The organism is Pseudomonas sp. TE24901, assembly GCF_054058375.1.
Genome location: NZ_JBSSAF010000002.1, coordinates 539,198 through 565,451, shown reverse-complemented (window position 1 = coordinate 565,451; position 26,254 = coordinate 539,198). Strand labels below are relative to the sequence as shown.

At 62.5% G+C, this 26,254-nt stretch carries 19 protein-coding genes; 14 read left to right on the top strand and 5 right to left on the bottom strand.

Translation table 11 applies throughout. The features are described 5' to 3' along the window. Positions 1–16: 16 nt before the first annotated feature. The 3 genes from ACVWVP_RS06210 (at position 17) to ACVWVP_RS06200 (ending at position 2,857) form a co-directional block, all read left to right on the top strand. Positions 17–1,342: a C4-dicarboxylate transporter DctA gene (locus tag ACVWVP_RS06210; RefSeq protein WP_178922494.1), complete on the top strand. Its 1,326-nt coding sequence runs from the start codon at positions 17–19 to the stop codon at positions 1,340–1,342. A 109-nt stretch (positions 1,343–1,451) separates the two neighbouring features. Further along, positions 1,452–2,153 (top strand): FadR/GntR family transcriptional regulator, encoded by a 702-nt coding sequence (locus tag ACVWVP_RS06205; protein ID WP_178922481.1) that lies wholly within the window; start codon positions 1,452–1,454, stop codon positions 2,151–2,153. Positions 2,154–2,170: 17 nt separating this feature from the next. Further along, positions 2,171–2,857 (top strand): GntR family transcriptional regulator, encoded by a 687-nt coding sequence (locus ACVWVP_RS06200; RefSeq protein ID WP_259171628.1) that lies wholly within the window; start codon positions 2,171–2,173, stop codon positions 2,855–2,857. Positions 2,858–3,065: 208 nt separating this feature from the next. Here ACVWVP_RS06200 and ACVWVP_RS06195 read toward each other — a convergent pair whose 3' ends face one another. Next, positions 3,066–7,925 carry an NAD-glutamate dehydrogenase gene (locus ACVWVP_RS06195; RefSeq protein WP_259171629.1) on the bottom strand — a complete coding sequence of 1,620 codons (4,860 nt, stop codon included), beginning with the start codon at positions 7,923–7,925 and terminating at the stop codon, positions 3,066–3,068. Positions 7,926–8,406: 481 nt separating this feature from the next. Here ACVWVP_RS06195 and ACVWVP_RS06190 point away from each other — a divergent pair, with 481 nt between their 5' ends. The 11 genes from ACVWVP_RS06190 to ACVWVP_RS06140 all read left to right on the top strand — a co-directional run bounded on the left by ACVWVP_RS06190 (position 8,407) and on the right by ACVWVP_RS06140 (position 21,873). After that, complete coding sequence (locus ACVWVP_RS06190; protein ID WP_178922476.1) at positions 8,407–8,760, top strand: hypothetical protein; 354 nt, start codon at positions 8,407–8,409, stop codon at positions 8,758–8,760. A gap of 301 nt (positions 8,761–9,061) precedes the next feature. Then, a complete protein-coding gene (locus ACVWVP_RS06185) occupies positions 9,062–10,021 on the top strand; it encodes an AAA family ATPase (RefSeq protein WP_123718598.1) in 960 nt (319 codons plus the stop codon). Positions 10,022–10,026: 5 nt separating this feature from the next. Then, positions 10,027–10,959 (top strand): DUF58 domain-containing protein, encoded by a 933-nt coding sequence (locus ACVWVP_RS06180; protein WP_178922474.1) that lies wholly within the window; start codon positions 10,027–10,029, stop codon positions 10,957–10,959. After that, entirely contained in the window at positions 10,956–11,450 is a 495-nt protein-coding gene (locus tag ACVWVP_RS06175; protein WP_178922472.1) for a DUF4381 domain-containing protein, read from the top strand. Before ACVWVP_RS06180 ends, ACVWVP_RS06175 begins: the two co-directional genes overlap by 4 nt. Further along, positions 11,443–12,531: a vWA domain-containing protein gene (locus ACVWVP_RS06170; protein ID WP_457404739.1), complete on the top strand. Its 1,089-nt coding sequence runs from the start codon at positions 11,443–11,445 to the stop codon at positions 12,529–12,531. The genes ACVWVP_RS06175 and ACVWVP_RS06170 overlap by 8 nt, the downstream gene beginning before the upstream one ends. Beyond that, positions 12,528–14,267, top strand: a complete 1,740-nt coding sequence (locus ACVWVP_RS06165; RefSeq protein WP_178922466.1) for a tetratricopeptide repeat protein — start codon at positions 12,528–12,530, stop codon at positions 14,265–14,267. Before ACVWVP_RS06170 ends, ACVWVP_RS06165 begins: the two co-directional genes overlap by 4 nt. After that, positions 14,264–15,904, top strand: coding sequence for a BatD family protein (locus ACVWVP_RS06160; RefSeq protein ID WP_178922464.1), 1,641 nt, complete (start codon positions 14,264–14,266; stop codon positions 15,902–15,904). The genes ACVWVP_RS06165 and ACVWVP_RS06160 overlap by 4 nt, the downstream gene beginning before the upstream one ends. Positions 15,905–16,053: 149 nt before the next feature. Next, entirely contained in the window at positions 16,054–16,269 is a 216-nt protein-coding gene (locus ACVWVP_RS06155) for a DUF6124 family protein (RefSeq protein ID WP_457404735.1), read from the top strand. A gap of 137 nt (positions 16,270–16,406) precedes the next feature. Further along, entirely contained in the window at positions 16,407–17,648 is a 1,242-nt protein-coding gene (locus tag ACVWVP_RS06150) for an exonuclease SbcCD subunit D C-terminal domain-containing protein (protein WP_178922462.1), read from the top strand. Beyond that, a complete protein-coding gene (locus tag ACVWVP_RS06145) occupies positions 17,645–21,283 on the top strand; it encodes an AAA family ATPase (RefSeq protein WP_457404731.1) in 3,639 nt (1,212 codons plus the stop codon). Before ACVWVP_RS06150 ends, ACVWVP_RS06145 begins: the two co-directional genes overlap by 4 nt. Continuing rightward, on the top strand, positions 21,280–21,873 hold the full coding sequence (locus tag ACVWVP_RS06140; protein ID WP_178922458.1) for a glutathione S-transferase: 594 nt from the start codon (positions 21,280–21,282) through the stop codon (positions 21,871–21,873). The genes ACVWVP_RS06145 and ACVWVP_RS06140 overlap by 4 nt, the downstream gene beginning before the upstream one ends. Positions 21,874–22,001: 128 nt before the next feature. On the opposite strand, the gene ACVWVP_RS06135 is transcribed toward ACVWVP_RS06140, so the two are convergent. The 4 genes from ACVWVP_RS06135 to ACVWVP_RS06120 form a co-directional block, all read right to left on the bottom strand. Then, positions 22,002–22,181, bottom strand: a complete 180-nt coding sequence (locus ACVWVP_RS06135; protein ID WP_010210027.1) for a hypothetical protein — start codon at positions 22,179–22,181, stop codon at positions 22,002–22,004. Between the two features lie 156 nt (positions 22,182–22,337). Continuing rightward, a complete protein-coding gene (locus ACVWVP_RS06130) occupies positions 22,338–23,513 on the bottom strand; it encodes a lactonase family protein (RefSeq protein WP_457404729.1) in 1,176 nt (391 codons plus the stop codon). Then, positions 23,500–23,796 carry a DUF5629 family protein gene (locus ACVWVP_RS06125; protein ID WP_259171637.1) on the bottom strand — a complete coding sequence of 99 codons (297 nt, stop codon included), beginning with the start codon at positions 23,794–23,796 and terminating at the stop codon, positions 23,500–23,502. The genes ACVWVP_RS06130 and ACVWVP_RS06125 overlap by 14 nt, the downstream gene beginning before the upstream one ends. A 79-nt stretch (positions 23,797–23,875) precedes the next feature. Beyond that, positions 23,876–26,251, bottom strand: coding sequence for an efflux RND transporter permease subunit (locus ACVWVP_RS06120; protein WP_457404726.1), 2,376 nt, complete (start codon positions 26,249–26,251; stop codon positions 23,876–23,878). Between the last annotated feature and the right edge of the window lie 3 nt (positions 26,252–26,254).

The window sequence follows — 26,254 nt, the reverse complement described above, 5'->3', positions numbered from 1 at the left end:
ACCACCAGGGCACCGAATAGAGATCCCTCCCATGCTCAGATGGTGCTCGCGTTCGATTTTCCTGCAAGTCGTGATTGGCCTGATGCTAGGCATAGTCTGCGGCCTGGCCCTTCCCGAATTCTCCTCACAACTCAAACCCCTGGGTGACGGCTTTATCAAGCTGATCAAGATGCTGATCGGCCTGATCGTGTTCTGCGTGGTGGTCAGCGGCATTTCCGGTGCTGGCGACCTGAAAAAGGTCGGGCGTATCGGCCTCAAGTCGGTGATCTACTTTGAAGTGCTCACCACCGTCGCCCTAGTGATCGGCCTAGTGATGGCCTTCAGCACCGGCATCGGCCAAGGCGCCAATATCCACCTGGAGCAGCTGTCGTCCGCAGGCCTCAATGAACTGGCCGACAAGGGCCAGCACATCCGCGGCACCAGCCAGTTCCTGATGGACCTGATCCCCAACTCGGTGATCGGTGCCTTCGCCGACAACAACGTGCTGCAAGTGCTGTTGTTCTCGGTGCTGTTCGGCAGCGCGCTGAACCTGGTGGGCGAAGCGGCATCGGGCATTTCGCGCCTGATCAACGAACTGAGCCATATCATCTTCCGCATCATGGGCATGATCGTGCGCCTGGCGCCGATTGGCGTGTTCGGCGCGATCGCCTTCACCACCAGCACCTACGGCCTGGACTCCCTGCAACACCTGGGCAGCCTGGTGGGCCTGTTCTACCTGACCTGCTTTGCCTTTGTCGGGCTGATCCTGGGCCTGGTGATGCGCCTGTCGGGCCTGCGCATGTTGCCGCTGCTCAAGTACCTGCGCGAAGAACTGCTGATCGTGATGGGCACCGCCTCCTCCGACGCCGTGCTGCCACAGATCATGCGTAAACTGGAGCACCTGGGCATCGGCAGCTCCACCGTGGGCCTGGTGATTCCAACGGGCTACTCGTTCAACCTCGACGGGTTCTCTATCTACCTGACCCTGGCCATTGTGTTCATTGCCAACGCCACCGGCACGCCGCTGTCGATGACCGATTTGCTGACGATCCTGCTGGTGTCGCTAATTACCTCCAAAGGGGCCCACGGTATTCCTGGCTCGGCGCTGGTGATCCTGGCGGCGACGCTCACGGCGATCCCGGCCATTCCGGTGGTAGGCCTGGTGCTGGTGCTGGCGGTGGATTGGTTCATGGGCATCGGTCGCGCGCTGACCAACCTGATCGGCAACTGCGTAGCCACCGTGGCGATCGCACGCTGGGAAAAAGACATCGATATCCAGCGGGCCAACAAGGTACTCGACGGCCAACAAGGCTATGCCTTCCAGGCCAAGAAACCGGTACTGCCGGCCCACCAGGAGTTCTGATCGGTACACCACCTGTAGGCGCTGGCTTGCCAGCGATGGGCCCTTGAGACCGCCATCGTCGGCAAGCCGGCGCCTACACATGTAAGGCATATAGCTAGGAGCCATAGACGTGATCAGCACCTCAACCGTCGTCAATTCAGTGGTAGAAAAACTGCGCGCCGCCTTGGCGCGTGGCCAGTGGCGGCGTGGCGAAATGCTGCCCGGCCAGCGCGAACTGGCCGAACAGATGGGCATCAGCCGCCCGAGCCTGCGCGAAGCCGTGATCGTGCTGGAAACCCTCGGCCTGGTGCGCTCCATGCCAGGCAAAGGCGTGGTGGTGCTGGAAACCAGCGTCAACGAGCCGCAATCGAGCGACGCCGTCGCTGACGCCAGCCTCGAAGACATCCTGCAACTGCGCTACACCCTTGAGCCCTTCATCGTCGGCCTGGTGGCCCAGTCCATCAGCAGCAAGGAAGTCGGCCAGTTGCGCCTCACGCTCATGGACATGCGCGAAGCCCTCGATGCTGAAGACGCCGAAGCCGGCATGAATGCCTATATCGACTTTCACGAGGAACTGTTTGCCCTGACCTCCAACCCGATCTTCCAGAACGTAGTGCAACAGACCAGCAACGCCCTCAAGCAAAGCGCCCAGGTGCTGCGCAACTCCCCCGAACACCTGGCGGAACGCTTGCAGGAAAACGAAGCCGTGGTGCGCGCCATCCGCAACAAGAACAGCGCCCTGGCCAGCGCCGAGATGCGGCGGCACATCCTTCAGGAAGGCCTGCGCATGGGCATCCGCTTGAACATCCCGGACGACCATCTGGGCAGCTGATTTATTGGAGACTGGCCATGACTGCTTACGCGTTGCAACGCGACCCTATCTTCCCTGCCCTGCGCTTGATCGCCGGTAAAAAGCCGTCGGTGGATGACATCTACCCGCGCCTGTTTGACGCCATCCTCGAACAACGCATCGCGCCGGCCAGCCGTTTTACCGAAGAAGGCCTGGGCGAGATTTTTGGCGTGAGCCGCAGTGTGATCCGCCGTGTATTGGCAAAGCTGTCCCACCAGCAGGTGATTATCCTGCGCCCCAACCAGCGCGCCCAGGTGGCGGCGCCGGATACGCAGCAGACCCGGCAAATTCTGGAAGCGCGGCGCCTGACGGAAATCACCGTGGTGCAATTGGCCTGCGTGCACGCCACACCCGCCCAGGTGCGCCAGCTGCGTGAGCTGATTGCCCGCGAGCGCGAGTGCATCGAACGGGACCAGCGCGGCCCGGCGATTCGGTTGTCCGGGGAATTTCATCTGCAACTGGCGGCGATGGCGCGGAATGCCCCGCTGGCACAGTTCCTCAACAGCCTGGTGCCGTTGACGTCATTGGTCATTGCCCAGTACGAGGCGAAAGCCTGCACTTACTGTGCATGGCAGGAACACATGGCGATTGTGGATGCACTGGAGCAACGCGACGCCACCGCCGCTGTCACCTTGATGACCCAACACCTCGACCACCTGGAATCGAAATTGCTCAAACACCACTGATCCCCTGACAAATGGAGATCAAACTGTGGGAGCGGGCTTGCTCGCGAATGCGCCGGATCAGACAACACATCCGTGACTGACCCACCGCATTCGCGAGCAAGCCCGCTCCCACATGTGCACCTCTTTACCTGATCAATAGCGCGCCAACAAAAAGCCCCCGCATCTTACGAGGCGGGGGCTTTTGTTTTATACCGAGGGATCAAACCGGTTACAGCACCGACTGACCGCTCAACGCCAGGTCCAGCAACTCACGGTTGGCCACTGCGTACATAGCGTAGTCCGTGCCCACCGCAGCACGAATTTCCACCATCATCGCCACCCAACGCTCCGCCATGTCCTTGTGCTGCTCCAGCCACAGGGCCACGCGGGCTTCCATGTCTTGCGGCGCATCGGCCATTTGCAGCACGGAGATGGTGATCGCGCGTTGCTGCCAGTCCACGTCGTCGCGGAAGGCTTCGCGAGCCTGGGCCTGCCAGTTGTTGGCCACTGGCAGATCGCTGATCTGCTGCAGGTACCATGGCAAGTCCAGGGCGCTGCCCACGGCGAAGTAGGCCTTGGCCACTTCGGCGGCGTCGTGCCCGGTCACGTCAGCGGCCTCGATGATCGGCAGCAAGGTGTACAGGTGCGTGGTACCGGCAACCATGCGTGCCAACAGCTCAGGCACACCGGCTTCGGTGTATTTGCCGTAGCGATTCTGCCAGCCTTCGCGGGTCGGGCCTTCCAGCAGCTCGTCGAGCTTGAGGCCCAACGCTGCCAGGTGCGGACCGAAGTGCGCGGTGTCACGGCCAGCGTCCTGCTCGTTGCGGCGGCTGCGCAGGAACCAGCGCGTAGCACGACGGCCCAGGCGCATCAGCTCGTCCATCAGCTCCAGTTGAACGTCAGCGGAAACCTGGTGGTCCAGGGCTTCGATCTGACGGAACCAGTGCGGGAGGTGGAAGATGTCGCGCACGATCACATAGGCACCCGCCACGTTCGCCGGGCTCATGCCGGTCGACTCTTTGAGCCGTTGAACGAAGGTGATGCCCATGTGGTTGACCAGGTCGTTAGCGATCTGGGTGCTGACGATCTCGCGTTTCAGACGGTGACGACGCATGGCCTCGCCGAACTTGGCCACCAGGCTCGGTGGGAACGCGGTCTCCATGTCACGGGTCAGGTAGTCGTCATCCGGCACCAGCGACTTGAGCAGCGCTTCCTTGAGGTCGATCTTGCTGTACGAGATCAGCACCGACAGTTCCGGACGGGTCAGGCCCTTGCCGGTCGCGGCGCGCTCGGTGAGCTGCTCCTCGGTCGGCAGGTACTCGATGGCGCGGTCCAGCTTGCCACGGCCTTCCAGGTCGCTCATCAGGCGCTTGTACTCGGCCGCACGCTCGTAGGCACGGCGCGCCGCCAGGGACAGTGCCTGGGTCTGCTTGTAGTTGTTGCCCAACACCAGGTTGCCGACTTCGTCGGTCATGCTCGCCAGCAACTGGTTGCGTTGCTTGTCGGTCATGTCACCGGCCTGCACCACTTCGTTGAGCAGGATCTTGATGTTCACTTCGTGGTCGGAGCAGTCCACGCCACCGGCGTTGTCGATGAAGTCGGTGTTGGAACCGCCGCCATTGAGGCCGAACTCCACACGACCCAGTTGGGTCATGCCGAGGTTACCGCCCTCGCCCACCACCTTGCAGCGCAGCTCGTTGCCATTGACGCGCAGGGCGTCGTTGGCCTTGTCGCCCACGTCGGCATGGCTTTCGCTGCTGGCCTTGACGTAGGTACCGATACCGCCGTTCCACAACAGGTCCACCGGTGCCTTGAGCAAGGCGTTCAGCAGTTCGGTCGGGGTCAGCTTGTCGGCCGAGATGTCGAAGCGCTCTTTCATCTGCGGCGAGATGGCAATGCTCTTCGCGCTGCGCGAGAAGATACCGCCGCCTTCGGACATGATGCTGGTGTCGTAGTCGGTCCAGGCCGAACGCGGAAGCTCGAACATGCGCTGGCGCTCGACGAAGCTGGTGGCCGGGTTCGGGTTCGGGTCGATGAAGATGTGCAGGTGGTTGAAGGCCGCGACCAGTTGCAGCTTGTCGGACATCAACAGGCCGTTACCGAACACGTCACCGGCCATGTCGCCGACGCCCACCACGGTGATGCTGTCTTCCTGCACGTTGATACCGCGCTCACGGAAGTGACGCTGCACGCCGACCCACGCGCCCTTGGCGGTGATGCCCATTTTCTTGTGGTCGTAACCGGCCGAACCACCGGAAGCGAACGCATCACCCAGCCAGAAGCCGTAGTCGATGGCAATGCCGTTGGCGATGTCGGAGAAGGTTGCGGTGCCCTTGTCCGCCGCGACGACCAGGTACGGGTCATCGTCGTCATGACGCACGACGTTGGCCGGTGGCACCAGGGCGCCGTCCTTCAGGTTGTCGGTGATGTCCAACAGGCCAGAGATGAAGATGCGGTAGCAGGCGATGCCCTCGGCCGCGATCTCGTCCCGGCTGCCGCCCAGAGGCAGGCGACGCGGCAGGAAGCCGCCCTTCGCACCTACTGGCACGATGACCGAGTTCTTCACTTGCTGGGCTTTTACCAGGCCGAGCACTTCGGTACGGAAGTCTTCTTCACGGTCGGACCAGCGCAGGCCGCCACGGGCAACGTTGCCGAAACGCAGGTGCACGCCTTCGACACGTGGCGAGTAGACGAAGATTTCAAACTTCGGCACTGGCTTAGGCAGCTCGGGGATGGCGCGCGGGTCGAACTTGAAGCTGAAGTACGACTTGTTCTGACCGTTGGCGTCGGTCTGGTAGAAGTTGGTGCGCAGGGTGGCCTTGATCAGGTCCAGGTAGCGACGCAGGATGCGGTCTTCGTTGAGCACCTGAACGTCGTCCAGTGCCGTGAGGATCGCTTGCTCCAGGCGCTGCTGCTTGTCTTCCAGGTCTTCGCTGGTGAGCTTGCGCGCCAGGTAGAAACGGGTCTTGAACAACCGGGTCAACTCGCGGGCGATGTCGGTGTGGTTGTTCAGGGTGCTGGCGATGTAACCCAGGTCGAAGCCCAGGCGGATCTGCTTGAGGTAACGGGCGTAGGCACGCAGCAGCGCCACGTCGCGCCACGGCAGGCCGGCGGTGAGTACCAGGCGGTTGAACGCATCGTTCTCGGCGTCGCCATGCACGATGTGCACGAACGCGTCCTGCAGGGTGTCGTTGAGCTGCTGGATATCCAGGTTCACGCCTTCGGCGGCGATGAACGCAAAGTCATGGATCCAGAACTCACGGCCATTGGCGTGACGCAGGCGATACGGGAACTCACCCAGCACACGCAGGCCGAGGTTTTCCAGGATCGGCAGCACGTCGGACAAGGCCAGCGGGGTGTCGGCGTGGTAAAGCTTGCAATGCAGCTCGCGCTGGCCGGAGACCTGGCCCAGCGGCTGGTAGAAGCTCATCACCAACGGGTTGGCTTCGGTCAGGCTGTTGAGGTGCTGCATGTCGACCACGGCCGAATGCGCGGCGAAGCGCTCGCGGTAGCCGGCTGGGAAACCTTTCGGGAAGTCGGCCAGCACGTTGGTGCCCTGGGCTTCGCCGAAGCTTTCAATCACCAGGCTCGAGTAGTCGTCCTGCCAGCTGCGGCAGGCCTGCACCACTTCTTTTTCCAGCTGCAGCGGGTCGATGTCGAGGCGGTTCTTCGGGTCGACCCGCAGAATCAGTTGCACACGGGCCAGCACGGACTCGGAGAAGAAGGTCCAGAACTCGCAGTCCGACGCCTTCAGGCGATCCATCAGCACTTGCTGGATCTTCTGGCGCACTTCGGTGGAGTAGATGTCGCGTGGCACGTAGGCCAGGCAGTAGCAGAAACGGCCGTACGGGTCCTTGCGCAGGAACACGCGGATCTTGTTGCGCTCCTGGATCTGCACGATCGACATCACGGTGCTGAACAGCTCGTCGACCGGGGTCTGGAACAGGTCGTCACGTGGCAGTACTTCAACCACCTGCGCCAGTTCCTTGCCCAGGTGAGCCTTGGCCTGGAAGCCCGAGCGGCGCTCGATTTCCGCGACCTTGCGACGGATGTACGGGATCACTCGCACGCTTTCGCCATACACCGAGGAGGTGTAAAGGCCCATGAAACGGTGTTCCTTGATGACCTTGCCGTCGGCGCTGATCTCACGGATCGACACGTAGTCTGGATACGCCGGGCGGTGGACGCGGCTTGGGTGCGCAGCCTTGGCGAACGACAGCACGGTCGGTTCACGCAGGTAAGCCACGGCGTAGTCTTCGATGCGGGTGTCTTCGGCGGTGAGGCCGGCACGCAGCAACTTGGTCAGGCCGAGGAACGAACCGGCGTCATATTCGATATGACCGCCATCCGCCTCGTCACGTACCACAAACTCTTCATAGCCGAGGAAGGTGAAGTGGTTGCCCACCAGCCATTCCAGGAAGCTCTTGATCTCGGCTTTTTCTTCGCCGTCGATGGCGAACTGGCTGGCGTCGATACCGGCCAGCAGGTCCTGGACCTTGGCTTTCATCGGTTCGAAATCGGCCACGGCCACGCGCACTTCGCCCAGTACCTGCTCAAGCTCTTTGCTCAGCACGTTCAATTCGGCGGCGTTGGCGCAGCGGTCGATTTCCAGGTACATCAGCGATTCTTGCTGGATGCCCTCGCCCTGGGTGCCTTTTGGCAGGATTTCCAGCAACTCGCCCTTGGCGCCACGGCGCACGCTGAGCACGGTGGTTTGCAGGGTGTGGATGCTGTAGCCGCGACGGTTCAGCTCGGTACGCACCGAGTCCACCAGGAATGGCAGGTCATGGTGCAGCACTTCGACCGCGGTGTGGGTCGACTGCCAGCCATGACGTTCGTAATCGGGGTTGTAGACCCGCACTTGCGGTTGGGTGTGATCAAAGCGCTCAAGCAGGCGCCACGCAGAGAGGGTGCAACCGGCCAGGTCGGAAAGGCGACGTTGGGTCAGTTCGTCGAGGGAAATGATGCCGAAGAATTGTTCAGCGAACAGCGCCACTTGTGGCAGTGCCTGTTCACTGATGTGCTGCGCCAGTGCCGCTTGCAGTTGATGCTGGAAGTCGGCCTTGCTGGCTGCGGTGAAGAACGCCATCTGTGGTACTCCGCTTGGGCTTGTTATTGATGGAAGCGTCGCGTGTTATCCCCTTGCGGGGAGACCGTCAGCTCTGTTCGCACGTTAACCATAGCGAATCGGAGTGACAGGTGGGTGAAGCTGGACAAGACAGTCAGGTCACATACAACTTCCATGAGATGCACCCCACGCCAGGCGACGGTACGACGGGCAGGTCAGACTCCCGGCACAGAGCACATCCGTTGCGCAGCTTAACGAGTGTAGGAAGACAGCTGCTTGCGACGCTGCGACATATTCGGTCATCGGTACGCAGGCTTGGGGTTGCGACTCTCGCAACCCTGAATTTGTGGTGAAAAAACTGGCATCTTTCACGGCCACGAGTACCGAAAATGACTGATAGTCACCTTAAGGTCATGCCAGAGGTCTGACACAGGATGCAGCACAAAATTCGCGCCAATGGCACAATCGCCCGCATTACGCCTTATCCCAGACAGGATTGCCCATGCTGCAACTGAAAACCGACGCCCTGATGGCCACCCCATGCGACGACGAAGAAGACAACATGGCCATGCTCTGCTGCCATGGCAAGAACGGCGAGATGTTCATGCTGAGCCGTTACCCGGACGAAGAAGAAGTGGAGCTGACCTGGGACTACGAGCCGTCGACCCTGGACGGGCTGAAGATCACCCTGAGCACCACAACACTGCTGGTAGAACTGGCAGCCGGCGATGCCGACGCACTGGGCGGCAAGGACCGGTTGGAGATCACCCATGCCACCGCTGCCTCGGACCTGGCCGAAGTGGAAGAAACCCTGCAAAACATCCTCAAGGGCACCGGCACCTACATTCGCACCTGACGCGCCCCCATTGCCTGTAGTGAACGGGCTTGCCCCGCGCCGGGTGGCGAAGCCGCCCCAATTGGGGCGTTGCGGTGTTTGAGGGAGACCGAGGTGTGGGGTTTTGGATCGCGGCGCTGCTGGCGCGGGGCGAGCCCGCTCACTACAACAATTGCGGGTGCCCACACACTATTCCTACAATTTTTCCTAAAAATACTCCGCGCGCCGTTAGTCGCCACCCCCTTCGATGCATTAAAGTAAGCCTCCCAAGCCCGGTGTTTTTGATCGACACCCGGGCTCATCTCTCCAGGAACCGTCATCGATGGAACATCGTGAAGCGCTGCTTGCGCTGCGAACCTTTCTTTCTACGCAGATTCTCGGCCAGGAAAAACTCATCGATCGCCTGTTGATCGCCCTGCTCGCCGACGGCCACATGCTGGTCGAAGGCGCCCCGGGCCTGGCCAAGACCAAGGCCATCAAAGAGTTGGCCGAAGGCATTGAAGCGCAGTTCCATCGTATCCAGTTCACCCCCGACCTGTTGCCCGCCGACATTACCGGCACCGAGATCTACCGCCCGGAAACCGGCAGCTTCGTATTCCAGCAAGGGCCGATCTTCCACAACCTGGTGTTGGCGGACGAAATCAACCGCGCCCCCGCCAAGGTGCAATCCGCGTTGCTCGAAGCCATGGCTGAGCGTCAGGTCAGCGTGGGGCGCAGCACTTACGACCTGTCACCGCTGTTCCTGGTGATGGCCACGCAAAACCCTATCGAGCAGGAAGGCACCTACCCACTGCCCGAAGCCCAGCTCGACCGTTTCCTGATGCACGTGAAAATCGGCTTCCCGGACGCTGCCGTCGAGCGACGCATCCTGCAACAGGCCCGTGGTGAAGCCCTCAACGGTGAAACCAAGCCCGAGCGCCGCGTCAGCCAGCAAGCCATCTTCGCCGCCCGCAAGGAAATCCTTGGCCTGTACATGGCTGACGCGGTGGAGGAATACCTGGTGCAACTGGTCATGGCCACCCGCACGCCGGCCAAGTTCGACCCGGAAATGGCCGAGTGGATTGCCTACGGCGCCAGCCCACGGGGTTCCATCGCCCTCGACCGCTGCGCCCGCGCCCACGCGTGGCTGGCCGGTCGCGATTTTGTTAGCCCGGAAGACATCCAGGCGGTGCTGTTCGACGTGCTGCGTCACCGCATCATTCTGTCGTTCGAGGCCGAAGCGGCCGGTGTTGACCAGGACCGTGTGGTGCAGCGCATTCTCGACGTCGTTGCCGTCGCTTGATCCCCATGAACGCAAGCGATGGTATCCGCGTCACCCTCAGCGAATTGATCGAGATGCGCCATCGCGTGCGCGAAGTGCAGCTGTTTTCCACCCCAAGCCAACGCAGCCCGTTGATCGGCCTGCACCACTCCAAACTGCGCGGGCGCGGCGTCGACTTTGACCAGGTGCGGGTCTACCAGGCCGGGGACGACGTGCGCACCATCGACTGGCGCGTCACCGCACGCACCCAGGAGCCCCACACCAAGCTGTTCCACGAAGAGCGCGAACGGCCGATCTTCATCATGGTGGAACAAAGCTGCCGGCTGTTTTTCGGCTCCGGGCAGATGTTCAAGTCGGTGCTCGCCGCCCAGGCCGCCAGCCTGATCGGCTGGGCTGCCCTGGGGCATAACGACCGCGTCGGCGGGCTGGTGTTCGGCGACAGCGAGCACTACGAAATCAAACCCCGGCGCAGTAAGCAAAGCCTGCTGCAACTGCTCAACCGCCTGGTGCGCGTGAACCAGAGCCTGAACACCGAGAGCCGCCCCGAAGCCGACGCGCTGGGCATGGCCTTGCGCCGGGGCCGCGAAGTGCTGCGCCCGGGCAGCCTGGTGATTGTGATCTGTGATGAGCGCGCCCTCACCGAAGGTGCCGAGCAACAGCTGAGTCTTTTGTCACGCCATTGCGACCTGTTGCTGCTGCCCATCTCCGACCCGCTGGACCACGCCCTCCCCGCCGCCGGGCTGCTTCGCTTCGCGGAAAGAGGCGCACAGCTGGAACTGGACACGCTGAACTTCGATTTGCGCCAGGCCTACAAGGCCCAGGCCGAAGCACGCATTGCACGCTGGGAACTGCTTGCGCAGAAACTGCGAGTCCTGCTGATGCCCTTGAGCACCCAGAGCGAAATGGTCGAGCAACTGCGCGAATACCTCAACCCGCAACGTCCGGTTAAAAAGCAATGAGCAGCCTCGACCAACTGCAGCCGCTGATCGCGCCGCCGGCCATCGGCTTCTGGCCGCCTGCGCCGGGCTGGTGGCTGTTGCTGCTGGTGATCCCGCTGTTGGGTTGGGGCCTGTGGTCGCTGCGCCGCTTCCTGCCATCCCGGCGCCCAGTGGCCCGCGCCGAACAGCCCCTGGACCCGTTGCGCATCGCTGCCCTCGCCGAGCTGGCGCTGATGCCCAAGCCTTACGATGGCGCGCCCGCCGGCGCGTGGCTGCAGCAACTCAACGGCCTGCTCAAGCGCTTGTGTCGCAATGACTACCCTTACAGCCAGAGCCATACCCTCAACGGGCGTAAATGGCTGGCCTTCCTCGACAACCGCTGCCCGGCGGCGGGCCTGACGCGCTGGATGGTGCTGGTGGAAGGCGCCTACAAACCCGAATGCAAACTGGACGACAAGGCCATCGCCGGCCTCACCCAGGCCGTCGACACCTGGATTCGCAAACATGTTTGAGTTCGCCTGGCCGTGGATCTTCGTCCTGTTGCCCTTGCCGTGGTTGATGCGGCTCGTGCTGCCGGTGGCCGACAGCGGCGAACCGGCGCTGAAAGTCAGCTACCTCAGCGACCTCGAAGGCCTGGCCCGCCGCCGCGCCCGCGTGAACCTGCCCGGCTGGCGCCAACAGGCACCGTTTGTGGTGCTGTGGCTGCTGCTGTTGACCGCCGCAGCGCGCCCGGAATGGCTCGGTGAACCCCTGCCGATTGCCGCCAGTGGCCGCGACTTGCTGGTGGCGGTGGACGTGTCCGGCTCCATGGATTTCCCCGACATGCACTGGCAGGACGACGATGTGAGCCGCCTGTCGCTGGTCAAGCACTTTCTGGGCGACTTCCTCGAAGAGCGCGAAGGTGATCGCGTAGGCCTGATCCTGTTTGGCAGCCAGGCCTACCTGCAAGCCCCGTTGACCTTCGACCGCCGCACCGTGCGCGCCTGGTTGGACGAAGCGCGCATCGGCATCGCCGGCAAGAACACCGCCATCGGTGATGCCATCGGCCTGGCCCTGAAACGCCTGCGCCAGCGTCCGGCGCAGAGCCGGGTGTTGATCCTGGTCACCGACGGCGCCAACAATGCCGGGCAGATCGACCCACTGACCGCCGCCCGCCTGGCGGCTGAAGAAGGCGTGAAGATCTACCCGATCGGCATCGGCGCCGACCCCGAGCAGACCGGTTCCCTGGGTATCCTTGGCGTGAACCCGAGCCTGGACCTCGACGAACCCGCTTTGAAGGCCATTGCCGACGCCACGGGCGGGCGTTACTTCCGTGCCCGTGACGGCGAGGAACTGCAGCAGATCAAGGAAACCCTCGACAAGCTCGAACCCGTCGCCCAGCAACCCACCCAGGCCCGCCCGGCCCAGGCGCTGTACAGCGCACCACTGGCCCTGGCGTTGGTGCTGAGCATGCTGTTGGTGATCCAGGAGCGCTGGCCGAACAACGCGCTGCAACGGCTGTTCAACAAACTTTCGAGCAAGGGCCATTTTCTGCAACAGCACCCGGAATGGCGCCAACGCCTCAAACGCCTGCGCTTGCGGAGGCGTCGATGATCGACCTGTGGCCGCACCTGTTCCGCCCTTGGTGGCTGTTGCTGCTGCCCTTGCTCGGCTGGCTGCTGTGGCAACTGTGGCACCGGCAGAAACGCGCCGGGCGCTGGCAGATGATCCTGCCACCGGCCTTTCACGCGGTATTGCTCAGTGGTGGCAACGGCCGCGAAAGCAAATCGCCGTGGGTGGTGCTGGGTATCGCGTGGCTGCTGGCCGTGCTGGCGCTGCTCGGGCCGAGCTGGCAACGGGTGGAACAGTCCAGCCAGAAACCTTCAGACCCGTTGGTGGTGCTGCTGGAACTGACCCCGGAAATGCTCGCCACCGACAGCCCGCCCAACCGTCTGGAACAAGCGCGACGCAAACTGTATGACTTGCTGCAGGCGCGGGACAACGCCCCCACCGCCATCGTGGTGTACGCCGGCAGCGCTCACACCCTGGTGCCGCTGTCGGACGACCTGGCCACCAGCCGCAACCTGCTCGAAGCCCTGCGCCCCTCAATCATGCCGCAGCCTGGCCATCGTGCCGACCTGGCCGTCGAGAAAGCCCTGGGCCTGCTCAAGCAAGGCGGCCTGGGCCAGGGGCGCTTGTTGCTGGTGGGCTCGTCGCTGTCCAAACAGGAACGCCAGGGCATTCGCCTGCTGCTGCAAAGTGGCCAAGCGCCAAGCCTGTCGATCCTCGGCATCGGCAGCCGCGAAGGCACGCCCGTCACCCAGGAAAGCGGCGAATTCCTCAAGGACGAACAAGGCGCGATTCTGGTGCCACGCCTCGACAGCCCGACCCTCAAGGCCTTCGCCAGTGAGATGGGCGGTCGCTACCGAGCAGCACGCCTGGACGACAAAGACCTGCGCCAACTTGGCATGCTCGACGGTCCGCAAAGCCTGCGCAACGACGGCCAGTTGCTGCACCTGGACACCTGGGCCGACCAAGGCTATTGGCTGCTGCTGCCACTGTTGCTGCTGGCCGCGTGCGCCGGGCGCCGGGGCTGGTTGTTCTGCCTGCCGTTGCTGCTGCTCGGCGCGCCGCAACCCAGCTATGCCTTTGAGCTGCAAGACCTGTGGCTGCGCCCGGACCAGCAAGGCCAGTACCTGCTCAAGCAAAAACGCCCGGCCGAAGCGGCCGAGCACTTCGAGGACCCGCAATGGCAGGGCGTGGCGCTGTACGAAGCGGGCAACTACGCCGAGGCGATCAAACGCTTTGCCGAGGGCAACGACGCCTATTCCCACTACAATCGGGGTAATGCCCTGGCCAAGGCCGGTGAGCTGGAGGCCGCCATCGATGCTTACGAGCAAGCCCTGGAAGCCCAGCCCGACCTGCAACCGGCCCTGAAAAACAAGGCGTTGGTGGAAACCCTGCTGCAGGAACAGGCGCAACCCGAGCCGCCCACGCCTGCAAAAAACGAGGATGACGAAACCACGCAACCCGGCCAAACTGCGCAACCCGGCGCAACCGGGCAAAGTGCCACTGGCGCAGAACCGTCATCACAGGGCCAGGACGAAGCGCAGGCCGGCGACACCCAGACGAACGCCACACCCCAGGCAGGCGGTAACGAAGTACCCGGCAGCGAGTTGGGCGATGAGCAAACCACCACCCCGCCCCTGCGCCCTGCCGATGCCAGCATCGACGGCGAACACCGCCAGGCCCTGGAACAATGGCTGCGGGAGATCCCGGACAACCCTGGCGAACTGCTGCGCCGCAAATTCTGGTACGAACAGCAACAACATCAGGACAAGACTCGATGATGCGCCGCCCCACCCTTCTGCTTCTGCTCGCGTTAACGGCAGGCCACGCCCAGGCGGCGAACCTGGTCGCCAGCGTCGACCGCAGCCGCCTCAATTCAGGGGAAACGGTGGAGCTGACGGTGGAATCCAGCGACGTGACCCAGTTCGGCAAACCGGATCTGACGCCCCTGGACGCGCAGTTTGAAGTCAGCGGCACGCGCCAGATCAACCAGCTCACCACCCTGGGCGGCGACAACCACGCGACCACGCGCTGGATCATCACCCTGCTGCCCAAGGAAAACGGCAGCGTGGTGATCCCGCCGCTGCAAGTCGGCGAACTCAAGACCCAGCCCATCACCCTGCAAGTGGTAGAGACCACCAGCCAGGACACCGCCGCCGAACTGGCCCCGGTGTTCATCGAGGCCAACCTCGACCAAAGCTCGGTGTACGTGCAAGCCCAGGCGCTGCTGACCGTGCGTGTGTATCACTCGGTGTCGCTGTATGACGACAGCAGCCTGACGCCGCTGCAGATCCCCGATGCGCGCATCGAGCAATTGGGTGAGTCGCGCACCTACGAGAAAGTCATCAACAGCATCCGCCACGGCGTGATCGAAACCCGCTACGCGATCTACCCGCAACACAGCGGGGCCCTGGTGATTCCGGCGCAGACCTTCAGCGCGACGCTGGTGGAGTCGCGCCCGCCTCAGGAGAACACGCTGCAAGGGACCAAGCCAGGCAAGCTGATCCACGTGAGTTCTGCCGAACTGGCGTTGACGGTCAAACCCAAGCCGGCCCTCTACCCGGCCGACGCGCCTTGGCTGCCGGCGCGCAGCCTGAGCCTCACCGAAGGCTGGAACCCGGAGCCTGAACATGTGCAGGTCGGTGACTCGCTGACCCGCAGCCTCACGGTCAAGGCCGAGGGGCTGTCCAGTGCGCAGTTGCCGGCCCTGCCCAGCAGCGACATCAATGGCCTGCGCCGCTACCCGGACCAGCCGGTGCTGGGTAACCAGAACAATGACCGTGGCTTGATCGGCAGCCGCGAAGAGCGTGAAGCCCTGGTGCCGACCCGGGCGGGTGCAGTTGAACTGCCGGCCGTGGAAGTGGTGTGGTGGAACACCCATGAAGACCACCTCGAACGCACCACCCTGCCCGCCCGTACGCTGCAAGTGGCCACCAACCCGAGCCTGGTGGTGGACACCCCCGCCACGCCCACGGTGATCACTGCGCCGGACGATGAGCGCCTGTGGCTGTGGCAACTGAGCACGTTGATCCTGGCCTGCACCACGCTGCTGGGTTTCGGCCTGTGGTGGCGTGCGCGCCGGCAACCGGCCGTGCAACGTGCCGCGCAGACCGGCCCGAGCCCACGCACGCTGCTCGACGACCTCAAACGCGCCACCCAGGCCAACGACCCTCAGGCGACACGCCAAGCCCTGGATGCCTGGGCCCGCCAGCAACCGGAAACCCTGGCCGACATGGCGGCGCGGTTTGTGCCGCTGTCGGATGCGCTGGATGGGCTCAACGGCGCGCTGTACAGCGAAAGCGGCCAGTACTGGTTGGGCGAAGAGCTGTGGCGCGCGGTAAAAGCCATTCCCATGGCCGAACGCGAAGCAGACCCGGCCACCGACACCACCAGCTTGCCGCCGCTGTACCCCAAATAACCACGATATCCCTGACACCACACAATCAACATGTGGGAGCGGGCTTGCTCGCGAAGGCGGTGTGTCAGATAAAGATGAACTGACTGAACCACCGCCTTCGCGAGCAAGCCCGCTCCCACATTGGATTACCATCGCTTGGGCAAAATGCGTTGTTAAAGGCCAGCAATCCATATCATCCAAACCTCAGCTTCGAAGACGCCCTGACCCAAATCTGCGACCTCTTGCGCTGCGCAGCGGCCACCGCGGGTGCTGTCACTCAGGGGCTTACGGGCGACCAGCGCCACCTGGCAGGTGCCTCCGAGCATTTGATCATCAACGCCAAAACCCTTGCAGATCGCGCACTGGACTGCCTGCACACCGCGTAACCCCTGTGGGAGCTGGCTTGCCTGCGATAGCGGTGTGTCATCCAGCAGATTTTTCGACTGACACACCACCATCGCAGGCAAGCCAGCTCCCACACAGGTAAACTCCCCTCCTTTTCATCTATTCCACGGAGTTCGCCTTGCGTCTGTTTCACACCTCCGACTGGCACCTGGGCCAAAATCTTCACGGCCAGGAACGCGACTTCGAACACGCCTGTTTTCTCGAATGGCTGCTGGGCCAGCTCAAGGCCCAGCTGCCGGATGTGCTGCTGATCGCCGGCGATATCTTTGACACGGTCAACCCGCCGCTCAAAGCCCAGGAGCGGCTGTATGACTTCATCATCAGCGCCCACGAACAGAACCCCAAGCTGACCATCGTGATGATCGCCGGCAACCACGATTCCGGCTCCCGCATTGAACTGCCCGCGCCGCTGATGCGCCGCCTGCGCACCCACGCGCTGGGCCGTGTGTTGTGGCTGGATGACGGCCAACTGGATGCCGAGCGCCTGCTGATTCCCCTGCCGGATGCCAAGGGCAAGATCGCCGCCTGGTGCCTGGCGCTGCCCTTTTTGCGCCCGGCAGAGGTCACCGGTGCTCAGCTGGGTGACGACTACCTGCAGGGTATCGGCCAGGTGCATGAATGGCTGATCGCGGCCGCCAACGCCAAGCGCAAGAAAGGCCAGGCGCTGATTGCCATCAGCCATGCGCACATGGCCGGAGGGTCGGTGTCGGAAGACTCCGAGCGCAGCCTGGTCATCGGCAATGCCGAGGCACTGCCCGCCAAGCTGTTCGACAGAAGCGTGGCGTACGTTGCCCTCGGCCATTTGCACAAGCCGCAAAAGGTCAACGGCGAAGAGCGCATTCGTTACAGCGGCTCGCCAATCCCGCTGTCTTTTTCCGAAATCGGCTACAAGCATCAGATTCTTGACGTGACGTTCCAGGGCCAAGCCCTGGTGGGTGTCGAACCGATTTTGATCCCGCGCTCGGTCGACCTGCAACGCCTGGAGGCCGCGCCCCTGGCGGAAATTCTCGCGCAGCTTGCCGAGTTGCCGGACATCGACCTGCTCGCCGAAACCCAGCGTCACCCCTGGCTGGAAGTGCGTGTGCGCCTCGACGAGCCGCAACCCGACCTGCGCCAGCAGATCGAAACCGCCCTGCAAGGCAAGGCGGTGCGCCTGGTGCGCATCGCGGCCGAGTACGCCGGCAAGGGCAGCCGTGAGGAGGAAGGCGAAGATCGCCTGGTCGAACTTGACCAGCTCACGCCCCAGGAACTGTTCAGCCGTGCCTGGCAGGACAGCTACGGCAGCGAAGTGGACGAACAGACCTTGAAGGACTTCGCCGTGCTGCTCCAGGAAGTGCAACAGGAGGGCGAACAGCCATGAAGATCCTCGCCATCCGTCTGAAGAACCTCGCCTCCCTGGCCGGCCCGTTCGAGATCGACTTCACCGCCGAGCCCCTGGCCAGTGCCGGGTTGTTTGCCATTACCGGGCCGACCGGCGCGGGCAAAAGTACCCTGCTGGACGCCCTGTGCCTGGCGCTGTTCGGCGCTGTGCCGCGCCTGGGCGATACCGGCCAGGCGAAAATGCCGGATGCCGACAGCGATATTTCCATCGGCGACCCACGTACGTTGCTGCGTCGTGGCACCGGTGGCGGGTATGCCGAGGTGGATTTTGTCGGTGTCAGCGGCAAGCGCTACCGCGCACGCTGGGAAGCCAACCGCGCCCGTGACAAGGCCAGCGGCAAGTTGCAGAACAGCCGCCAGAGCCTGATCGACCTGGACAGCGAGCAACTGCTGGCCAGCCAGAAAACCGAATACAAGACCCAGCTGGAATTGGCCCTGGGGCTGAATTTCGAGCAATTCACCCGTGCGGTGTTGCTGGCGCAAAGCGAGTTCAGTGCCTTCCTCAAGGCCAACGACAACGAGCGCAGCGAACTGCTGGAGAAGCTCACTGACACCGCCCTTTACACTCAGCTCGGCCGGCGTGCCTTCGACAAGGCTAAAGAGGCCCGTGACGTACACAAGCAGTTGCAGGACCAGGCGGTTGGCGTGGTTCCCCTGGCACCCGAAGCACGCGCCGAGTTGGATCAGCAGTTTGACGCCGCGCAGCAGCAGCTCAAGACCCAGCAAGCCCAGCTCAAACAGCTGGAGCTTCAACACACCTGGCTCAAGGAATTGCGCGACTGGCAGGAACGCCAGCTGGCTGCCACCGAACAACTGCAGCGCGCGCAAGCCGAATGGGAGAACCAGGGCCAGCAACGCGAAGACCTGACCCGCCTGGACCAGTTGGCGCCGCAACGCCACCAGTTTGCGCGCCAGGCAGAACTCGGCGGCTTACTCGCCCCGTTGGCCGTGCAGATTCAATCGCACATCCAGCAACAAGCTGAACTGCATACCGCACAGGAACAGGCTCAGCAACAACAAGCCAACGCGCAAACCGCCTTGGCCGCAGCCCTGAAAAACCAGACCGATGCAGGGCCTTTGCTGCGCCAGGCATTTGAAGAGCAAAGCACCCTCACCCGCTTAACCACCGAATTAGCCAAGCGCTCCGAAGAAAAACAGCAGCAGGAAAACGCCTGCACCGAAGGTCAGGCTCAGCTCACAGGCCTGCTGGACAAACAGAACCAGGTCGCAGAACGCTTGCAACGCCTGGCGACTGAGCTAGAGCACAGCGCCGAACTCGCCCCGCTGAGCGATGCCTGGAGCGCTTACCGCGACCGCCTGCAACAGCTGATGTTGATCGGCAATCGCCTGAACAAAGGCCACGCCGAACTGCCGCAACTGGAAGAACGCGCCACCCGCGCCGCCGAGCAGTTCACCGCGCAACGCGAAGCCCTGGACTTGCTGTACCAGGAAGCCGGCGCTGAACCCCATGCGGTGGCCGAGCAGATCCAATTGCTCGCCAGCCTGTTGCAGGACAATCGCAAACAGCAGCGCGCCTTCGAAGACCTGACGCGCCTGTGGGACAGCCAGCAACAGCTGGACCAGCAAGGCGCCACGCTGACGCAAAAACTCACCGATGCCCAACAGCAGCGTGAGCAACTGAACCAGACCGGCCTGCAAACCAAAGCCGAATTGGCCGTTGCCGAACAAACGCTGAGCGTGACCAAACAGCTGCTGGAACGCCAGCGCCTGGCTCGCAGCGCCAGCGTCGAAGAATTGCGCGAACAGTTGCAGGACGACCAGCCGTGCCCGGTGTGCGGCAGCCACGAGCACCCGTACCACCAGCCCGAAGCCCTGTTGCAAAGCCTGGATCGTCATGACGAAACCGAAGAGGCCTCGGCGCAGAAGGCCGTCGACATTCTCAAGGAAAAACTCACCGAGCTGCGCGGTGAAGTGGGCGGTCTGATCGCCCAGCAAAAGGAATACCTGCAACAACAGGAACAGCTGGCGACGCAACAGCAAGCCCTCAAGCCAAGCCTGGATGCGCACCCGTTGTCCGCGGCCTTGTTCGACCAGGACGCAGCCAAACGCAGCGCCTGGCTGGACCAGCAACTGGGCCAACTGACCCAGCGCATCACCCAGGACGAACAACGCCAAGGTGCCCTGCTCAACCTGCAACAGAACGCTGGCCGCCTGCAGCAACAACTGCAGGCCGCCCAGGAAGCCAGCCAACAGGCGCGCCAATTGCTGGTGGACCAGCAACGCGAATTGGCCAACGACCGCGAACGCCTGGACGAGGAACTGAACGCCTTCGCCAGCCTGCTGCCTGCGCACACCCTGGAAGGCTTGCGCACCGAGCCGGCCGCGACCTTCATGCAGTTGGACCAGCAGGTCAGACAGCGCCTTGAACAGCTGGGCCACCAACGCGACGAGCTGGCCGAGCGGCAAGAACGCCAGCAGGCCATCGAGAAAGAACAGACCCACCAACAGCATCGCCAACAGCTACGCGACACGCTGGTTCAACAGGTCAGCGACCTGGCAGCCGAGCAACAGGCAGCGCAGGCTACGCTCAGCGGGTTGCTCGGCGAGCACGCCAGTGCCGAACAGTGGCAACACCAGCTGGATCAGGCCGTCACCGGCTCACGCCAAAGCGAAACCGATGCCAGTAAACAGCTGCAAGAGATCCACAACGCCCTGATCCAACTGGCGGCCGACCTCAAGGCCCAGCAGGAGCGTGAGCAGGGTTTGCAAGCCGAACAACACACCCTCGCCAGCCGCCTCAGCGAGTGGCGAGCCCTGCATCCGGAACTCGACGACGCCGGCCTGGACCGCTTGCTGGCCTACGACGACACCCAGGTGAGCCAGTTGCGCCAGCAACTGCAACACAGCGAAAAAACCGTCGAGCAGGCCAAGGTCCTGCTGCAAGAACGCGAATATCTGCTGGCTCAGCATCAGGCCCAGCACAATGGCAACCTCGACGCCGAGGTACTGGACAGCGCCCTGGCCAGCCTCAACCAGCAGTTGGCCGACAGCGAAAAACTCGTTGCCGAGCTGCGCGCGCGCCAATCCGAAGACCAGCGCCGCCAGGATGCCAACCAGGCCTTCGCCGAACAGATCACCCAGGCCTACGACGAGTGGCAACGCTGGGCACGCCTGAATGCGTTGATCGGTTCAGCCACCGGCGATACGTTCCGCAAGATCGCCCAGGCCTACAACCTCGACCTGCTGGTGCACCACGCCAACGTACAACTGCGCCAACTGGTACGGCGCTACCGCCTCAAGCGCGGCGGCAGCATGCTCGGTTTGTTGGTGATGGACACGGAGATGGGCGATGAACTGCGCTCGGTGCATTCGCTGTCCGGCGGTGAAACCTTCCTGGTGTCGCTGGCGCTGGCCCTGGGCCTGGCGTCGATGGCGTCGAGCACGTTGAAGATCGAGTCGCTGTTTATCGATGAAGGCTTCGGCAGCCTGGACCCGGAATCGCTGCAGTTGGCCATGGACGCGCTGGACGGTTTGCAGGCCCAGGGCCGCAAGGTCGCGGTGATTTCCCATGTGCAGGAAATGCACGAGCGCATCCCGGTGCAGATCCAGGTCAAACGCCAAGGCAATGGCCTGAGCACCCTGGAGGTCAAGTGAGCGAGGCGCTGCTGTATTCGTTCCGGCGCTGCCCCTATGCGATGCGCGCGCGGCTGGCCTTGCGTTACTCGGGCGTGCCGGTGCGTATCGTCGAGGTGAGCCTCAAGGCCAAGCCGGCCGAGATGCTGGCGCTGTCGCCCAAGGGCACGGTGCCGGTGTTGAGCGTCGACGGGCGAGTGATCGAAGAAAGCCTGGAGATCATGCAGTGGGCCTTGGCCCAGCACGATCCGGATAACTGGTTGCTGCAAGGCGACCCGGCGATATTGGCGTTGATCGCCGAGAACGACCAGCACTTCAAGTATTACTTGAATCGATACAAGTACGCCGAGCGCTACCCCGAGCAGCCGATGGAACATTATCGGGCCGGGGGCGAGGTGTTCTTGCAAAAGCTGGAGGGCTTGCTGGCTGAGCGGGATTACCTGGTGGCCAACCACCTGACCCTGGCGGATGCTGCACTGGCGCCCTTCGTGCGTCAGTATGCCCATGTGGATCGAGTGTGGTTTGCCGGAACTTCGTATAAGCGGTTACAGGTTTGGCTTGAGCGCTTTCTGACGTCGCCATTGTTCATGGCGGTAATGGCTAAACCCTGACAACTGTGGGAGCTGGCTTGCCTGCTATGGCCCCACCTCGGTATGACTGACACACCGAGCTGTCTGCATCGCAGCGGTGCGGCGATCCGACAAGCCAGCTCCCACTTTTGATTCAGGTGATGTTTAGCTCACTGCTGGGTTTTGTGATCCAGGGCAGCGTAGAAGTTGGCACTTTGTTGCAGGTATTTCTGGGTGTAGGCGCTGGTGCTGGATTTTTTACCGGTGACTTCCACGCTGGCGGCGGCAGGCAGAGCAACAGTGGCGGAAACGGCGGAAGCGGCGATGATCGAGAAGAGGTTCAAATTCATGTCGGTAACCCTTGTGTTCGTCTGGTTGAGTGGCCGGTGAAGGCCTTGGAACCAAACTTACGCCCGAGGGTTGAACCTTAGAAATGCTTTGAAACAGTAGCCGCTATTAATGGAATTAATAGAAAGGGTCAGGCCCCGCAATACGGGGCCTGCGGCTTACTGACGCACCAGGAACTTGAGGTCGCTGGGCGCATCGATGGCCAATTTCTGCACGGTTTTGCCGAGCAAGCCGGTCTTGGGGTCACGTTCGACCACCACGATTTCATTGCTTTTCTGGTTGGCGATCAGCAAAAACTTGCCGCTCGGGTCCAGGCTGAACTCGCGCGGGTGGTCGCCTTCCACGGTGCGGCGCTGCAGCTCCTTGAGGTGCCCAGTGGCCGGATCGATACTGAACACCAGCATCTGGTTGGCGGTGCCACGGTTGCTCACGTACAGGAACTTGCCGTCACTGGAGGCATGCAACGCCGCACCGGCCTTGTCGGACACCGGCTGGCCAGCGGCGAAGTCCACCAGTTGGGTCTGGCTGAGCTTGCCGTCGTTGTAGTCGAACACCGCCACCTGCGCGCTCATCTCGGTGGTCAACCAGGCATGCTTGCCATCGGCGCTGAACAACAGATGACGAGGGCCGCTGCCTGGAGGCAGTTGAACCGACGCCGGGTTGGCCGGGGTCAGCGGCAGTTCATGGTTGGCCTTGGGGTCGTAACGGTAGGCAAACACCTTGTCCGCGCCCAGGTCCTGCACAAACACGTACTTGCCGTCTGGCGAAGACACCACCGAGTGCACATGGTTGGACGCCTGGCGCTCAGGGTTCACGCGGCTGGCCGGGTGCCCGCTCAACTGCACCGGCGCCGACAACTTGCCATTGGCGTCGAGCGGCAGGATCGCCAGGCTGCCGCCCGGGTCTTCCAGTACCGAATAGTTGGCGACGAACAGGTAACGCCCATCGGGAGCCACGCTGGAGTGCGTCGGTTCGTTGCCCAGGCTCTGCACCTGGTTGATCAAGGTGAGTTGGTGGTTCTGCGGGTCGATGCTGTAACTGCTGACGCGCCCCACCGGGTCTTTCTGGCCCGGGCCGTTCTCGTTGACCACAAACAGGTGCTTCTGGTCCTTGGAGATCGTCAGCCACGACGGGTTGGCCGCCTTGGCCGCCAGCACCGGCTTGCCGCTGAACTGCCCGGTGCGGCTGTCGAATTGCAGGCGGTAGATCCCTTCGCTGGTACCGGCGGTGTAGCTGCCTACCAGCAATTCGTAGGTGTCAGCCGGGGCTGCTTGCACCGACATGGCACCGACACTGCCCGCCATCAGCAGGGGCCAGAATTTACGCATCATCATCCGCTTCGTCCTCGTCGTTGTTATTGTCGCCCTTGATCGCGCTCAAACAGACTAGACGGTGCTCCCCGTCTTCGTTGTTCAAGAGCCAGCTCTGCAAGCTGTCGTCAAAGGTGGCGGCATTCAGTTGTTCTGGACTGAACTTCCAACGCTTGAGTTCCCGGCCATCCATGCTTTCGATCAGCAGATGCTGGTCAAACGTGAAGTCGAAGGCGTGCAGCCCGTTGATGATCAGCATGTCGCTGTCGTTGAGGGCTTTGCTCAGGTCTGGTGCTGCGTCGGTCATGATGTGAAGTCACTGCGGGGGAAAAGACACATGATAGGTCAATTCCCCCGCCGTGCCTTGCGGCAATGGTCTAAATCGATCAGTGCGCGAAGAGCGAATTGCCCTTCTGCCCCGCCAACTTCTCCGGCTTGATCAGGAACCGCGCCAGTGCCGGCAGCAGCCACAGCGCACCGAACATGTTCCACAGCAACATGAAGGTCAGCATCAGGCCCATGTCAGCCTGGAACTTGATGGCCGAGAAGATCCAGGTGCACACGCCGATCGCCAGGCACAGGCCCGTGAACAATACGGCTTTACCGGTGGACTTGAGCGTCTGGTAGTACGCCTCTTGCAGCGGCAGACCGGCACGCAGGAAGCTTTCCAGGCGACTGTAGATGTAGATGCCGTAGTCCACGCCAATCCCCACGCCCAGGGCCACCACCGGCAAGGTCGCCACCTTGACGCCGATGCCCATGAACGCCATCAGTGCGTTGCCCAGCACCGAGGTCAGCACCAATGGCAGCACGATGCACAGGGTGGCCGCCCAGGAACGGAAGGTGATCATGCACATGGTGGCCACGCACAGGTACACCAGGATCAGAATGGTCAGTTCCGATTCCTTGATCACCTCGTTGGTGGCCGCTTCAATCCCGGCGTTGCCGGCAGCCAGGATGAATTCCAGGCCGTCCTTGTTGTTCTCCTTGGCGAAGTCCTGCACCGCGTGCACCGCGCGGTCGAGGGTTTCGGCCTTGTGGTCGTTGAGGAACACCAGCACCGGCGCCAGCGAACAATTGTTGTTGTAAAGGCCGTCAGCGCGAGCGATGGAGTTGTTCAGCACATCAGGGTTGCGCGACAGCGTTTCCCATTTCAGGTTGCCCTCGTTCATGCCCTTGATCATCTGCTTGGACACGGTCACCAGCGAGATGGCCGACTGCACACCCTCGGTGTTCTGCATCTTCCACATCAACTGATCGATGGGCGCCATGGCCTCATAGCGCGAGCAGCCTTCAGCCTTGGTCTTGACCATCACCACCAGCACGTCGGAACTGGTGGAGTAGTTGCTGATGATGAAGTTGTTGTCCTTGTTGTAGCGCGAGTCCGGGCGCAGTTCCGGCGCGCCCTGGTCGAGGTCGCCGATCTTGAGGTTCTGGCTGTACCAGAGGCCGCCGCCGAAAGCGATCAGGGCCAGGAGGATCGAGACCGGGGCGACTTTCGGGCTGGCAAACTTCGACAACAGGCGCCAGAAGCCGTGTTCGCGGTGTGCGTCCTTCTTGCTGCGCTCGATGGCGCGTTTGCTGATGCCGACGTAGGAAATCGCCACTGGCAGCAGGATCAGGTTGGTGAACACGATCACCGCCACACCGATGGAGGCGCCGATGGCCAGTTCGCGGATCACGCCGATGTCGATGATCAGCAGGGTGATAAAACCCACGGCATCGGCCAGGATCGCGATCATCCCGGGCAGGAACAACTGGCGGAATGTGCGCCGCGCAGCCGTCAACGCGTTATCGGCGTCACTGGATTGCAGGGCGATACCGTTGATCTTCTGCACGCCGTGGGAGATACCGATGGCGAAGATCAGGAACGGCACCAGCATCGAGTACGGGTCCAGCCCGAAACCGGCAGCGTGCATCAGCCCCAGTTGCCAGACCACCGCCACCAGTGTGGTGATCAATACGGCGATGGTGCTGCGGATGCACCAGGTGAACCAGTACAGCAGCACCAGGGTGATCACGAAAGCAACGCCAAAAAACAGCACCACCATGATCAGGCCATCGATCAGGTCGCCGACTTTCTTGGCAAAACCGACGATGTGGATCTGTACGTTGGGGTTCTGTTCCTGGAACTTGGTGCGGATCTTGTCCTCAAGCTCGTGGGAAAACTTCTGATAGTCCAGGGCGAGCAACTTGCCCTGGTCCTGCGGGTCCGGGTAGGACTCCAGCAGTGGGATATCGACGATGCTCGACTTGAAGTCGTTGGCCACCAGGCGCCCGACCTGGCCGGACTTAAGCACGTTGTTGCGCAGTTGATCGAGGCTTTCCGGCGAACCGTTGTAGCTCTGCGGGATCACCTCGCCACCCGCGAAGCCTTCTTCGGTCACTTCGGTCCAGCGCACGCTGGGGCTCCACAGTGACTTGAGACCCGAGCGGTCGACGCCGTTGATGTAGAACACCTCGTCGTTGATCTGACGCAGGGTCTCCATGTACTCCTTGGTGAAGATGTCGCCGTCCTTGGCCTCCACCGAGATGCGCACGGTGTTGCCCAGGTTCGCCAGGTCATTGCGGTGCTCCATCATCTTCTCGATGAAGGGGTGCTTGAGGGGGATCATCTTTTCAAAGCTGGTGGACGGGCGAATCAACGTCGCCTGCCAGAACAGAAAGATACTCACCAGCAGGCAGATCACGATCACTGCCGGGCGGTTGTTGAAGATCAGGCGCTCAAGAAAGGTCGCTTTATCGTTGTGATGACTGCTCATTCT

Coding starts and splice junctions, on each gene's coding strand:
- ACVWVP_RS06200 (WP_259171628.1), top strand. CDS start 2,171: ATGACTGCTTACGCGTTGCAACGCGACCCTATCTTCCCTGCCCTGCGC.
- ACVWVP_RS06195 (WP_259171629.1), bottom strand. CDS start 7,925: ATGGCGTTCTTCACCGCAGCCAGCAAGGCCGACTTCCAGCATCAACTG.
- ACVWVP_RS06190 (WP_178922476.1), top strand. CDS start 8,407: ATGCTGCAACTGAAAACCGACGCCCTGATGGCCACCCCATGCGACGAC.
- ACVWVP_RS06185 (WP_123718598.1), top strand. CDS start 9,062: ATGGAACATCGTGAAGCGCTGCTTGCGCTGCGAACCTTTCTTTCTACG.
- ACVWVP_RS06180 (WP_178922474.1), top strand. CDS start 10,027: ATGAACGCAAGCGATGGTATCCGCGTCACCCTCAGCGAATTGATCGAG.
- ACVWVP_RS06175 (WP_178922472.1), top strand. CDS start 10,956: ATGAGCAGCCTCGACCAACTGCAGCCGCTGATCGCGCCGCCGGCCATC.
- ACVWVP_RS06170 (WP_457404739.1), top strand. CDS start 11,443: ATGTTTGAGTTCGCCTGGCCGTGGATCTTCGTCCTGTTGCCCTTGCCG.
- ACVWVP_RS06165 (WP_178922466.1), top strand. CDS start 12,528: ATGATCGACCTGTGGCCGCACCTGTTCCGCCCTTGGTGGCTGTTGCTG.
- ACVWVP_RS06160 (WP_178922464.1), top strand. CDS start 14,264: ATGATGCGCCGCCCCACCCTTCTGCTTCTGCTCGCGTTAACGGCAGGC.
- ACVWVP_RS06145 (WP_457404731.1), top strand. CDS start 17,645: ATGAAGATCCTCGCCATCCGTCTGAAGAACCTCGCCTCCCTGGCCGGC.
- ACVWVP_RS06135 (WP_010210027.1), bottom strand. CDS start 22,181: ATGAATTTGAACCTCTTCTCGATCATCGCCGCTTCCGCCGTTTCCGCC.
- ACVWVP_RS06130 (WP_457404729.1), bottom strand. CDS start 23,513: ATGATGATGCGTAAATTCTGGCCCCTGCTGATGGCGGGCAGTGTCGGT.
- ACVWVP_RS06125 (WP_259171637.1), bottom strand. CDS start 23,796: ATGACCGACGCAGCACCAGACCTGAGCAAAGCCCTCAACGACAGCGAC.
- ACVWVP_RS06120 (WP_457404726.1), bottom strand. CDS start 26,251: ATGAGCAGTCATCACAACGATAAAGCGACCTTTCTTGAGCGCCTGATC.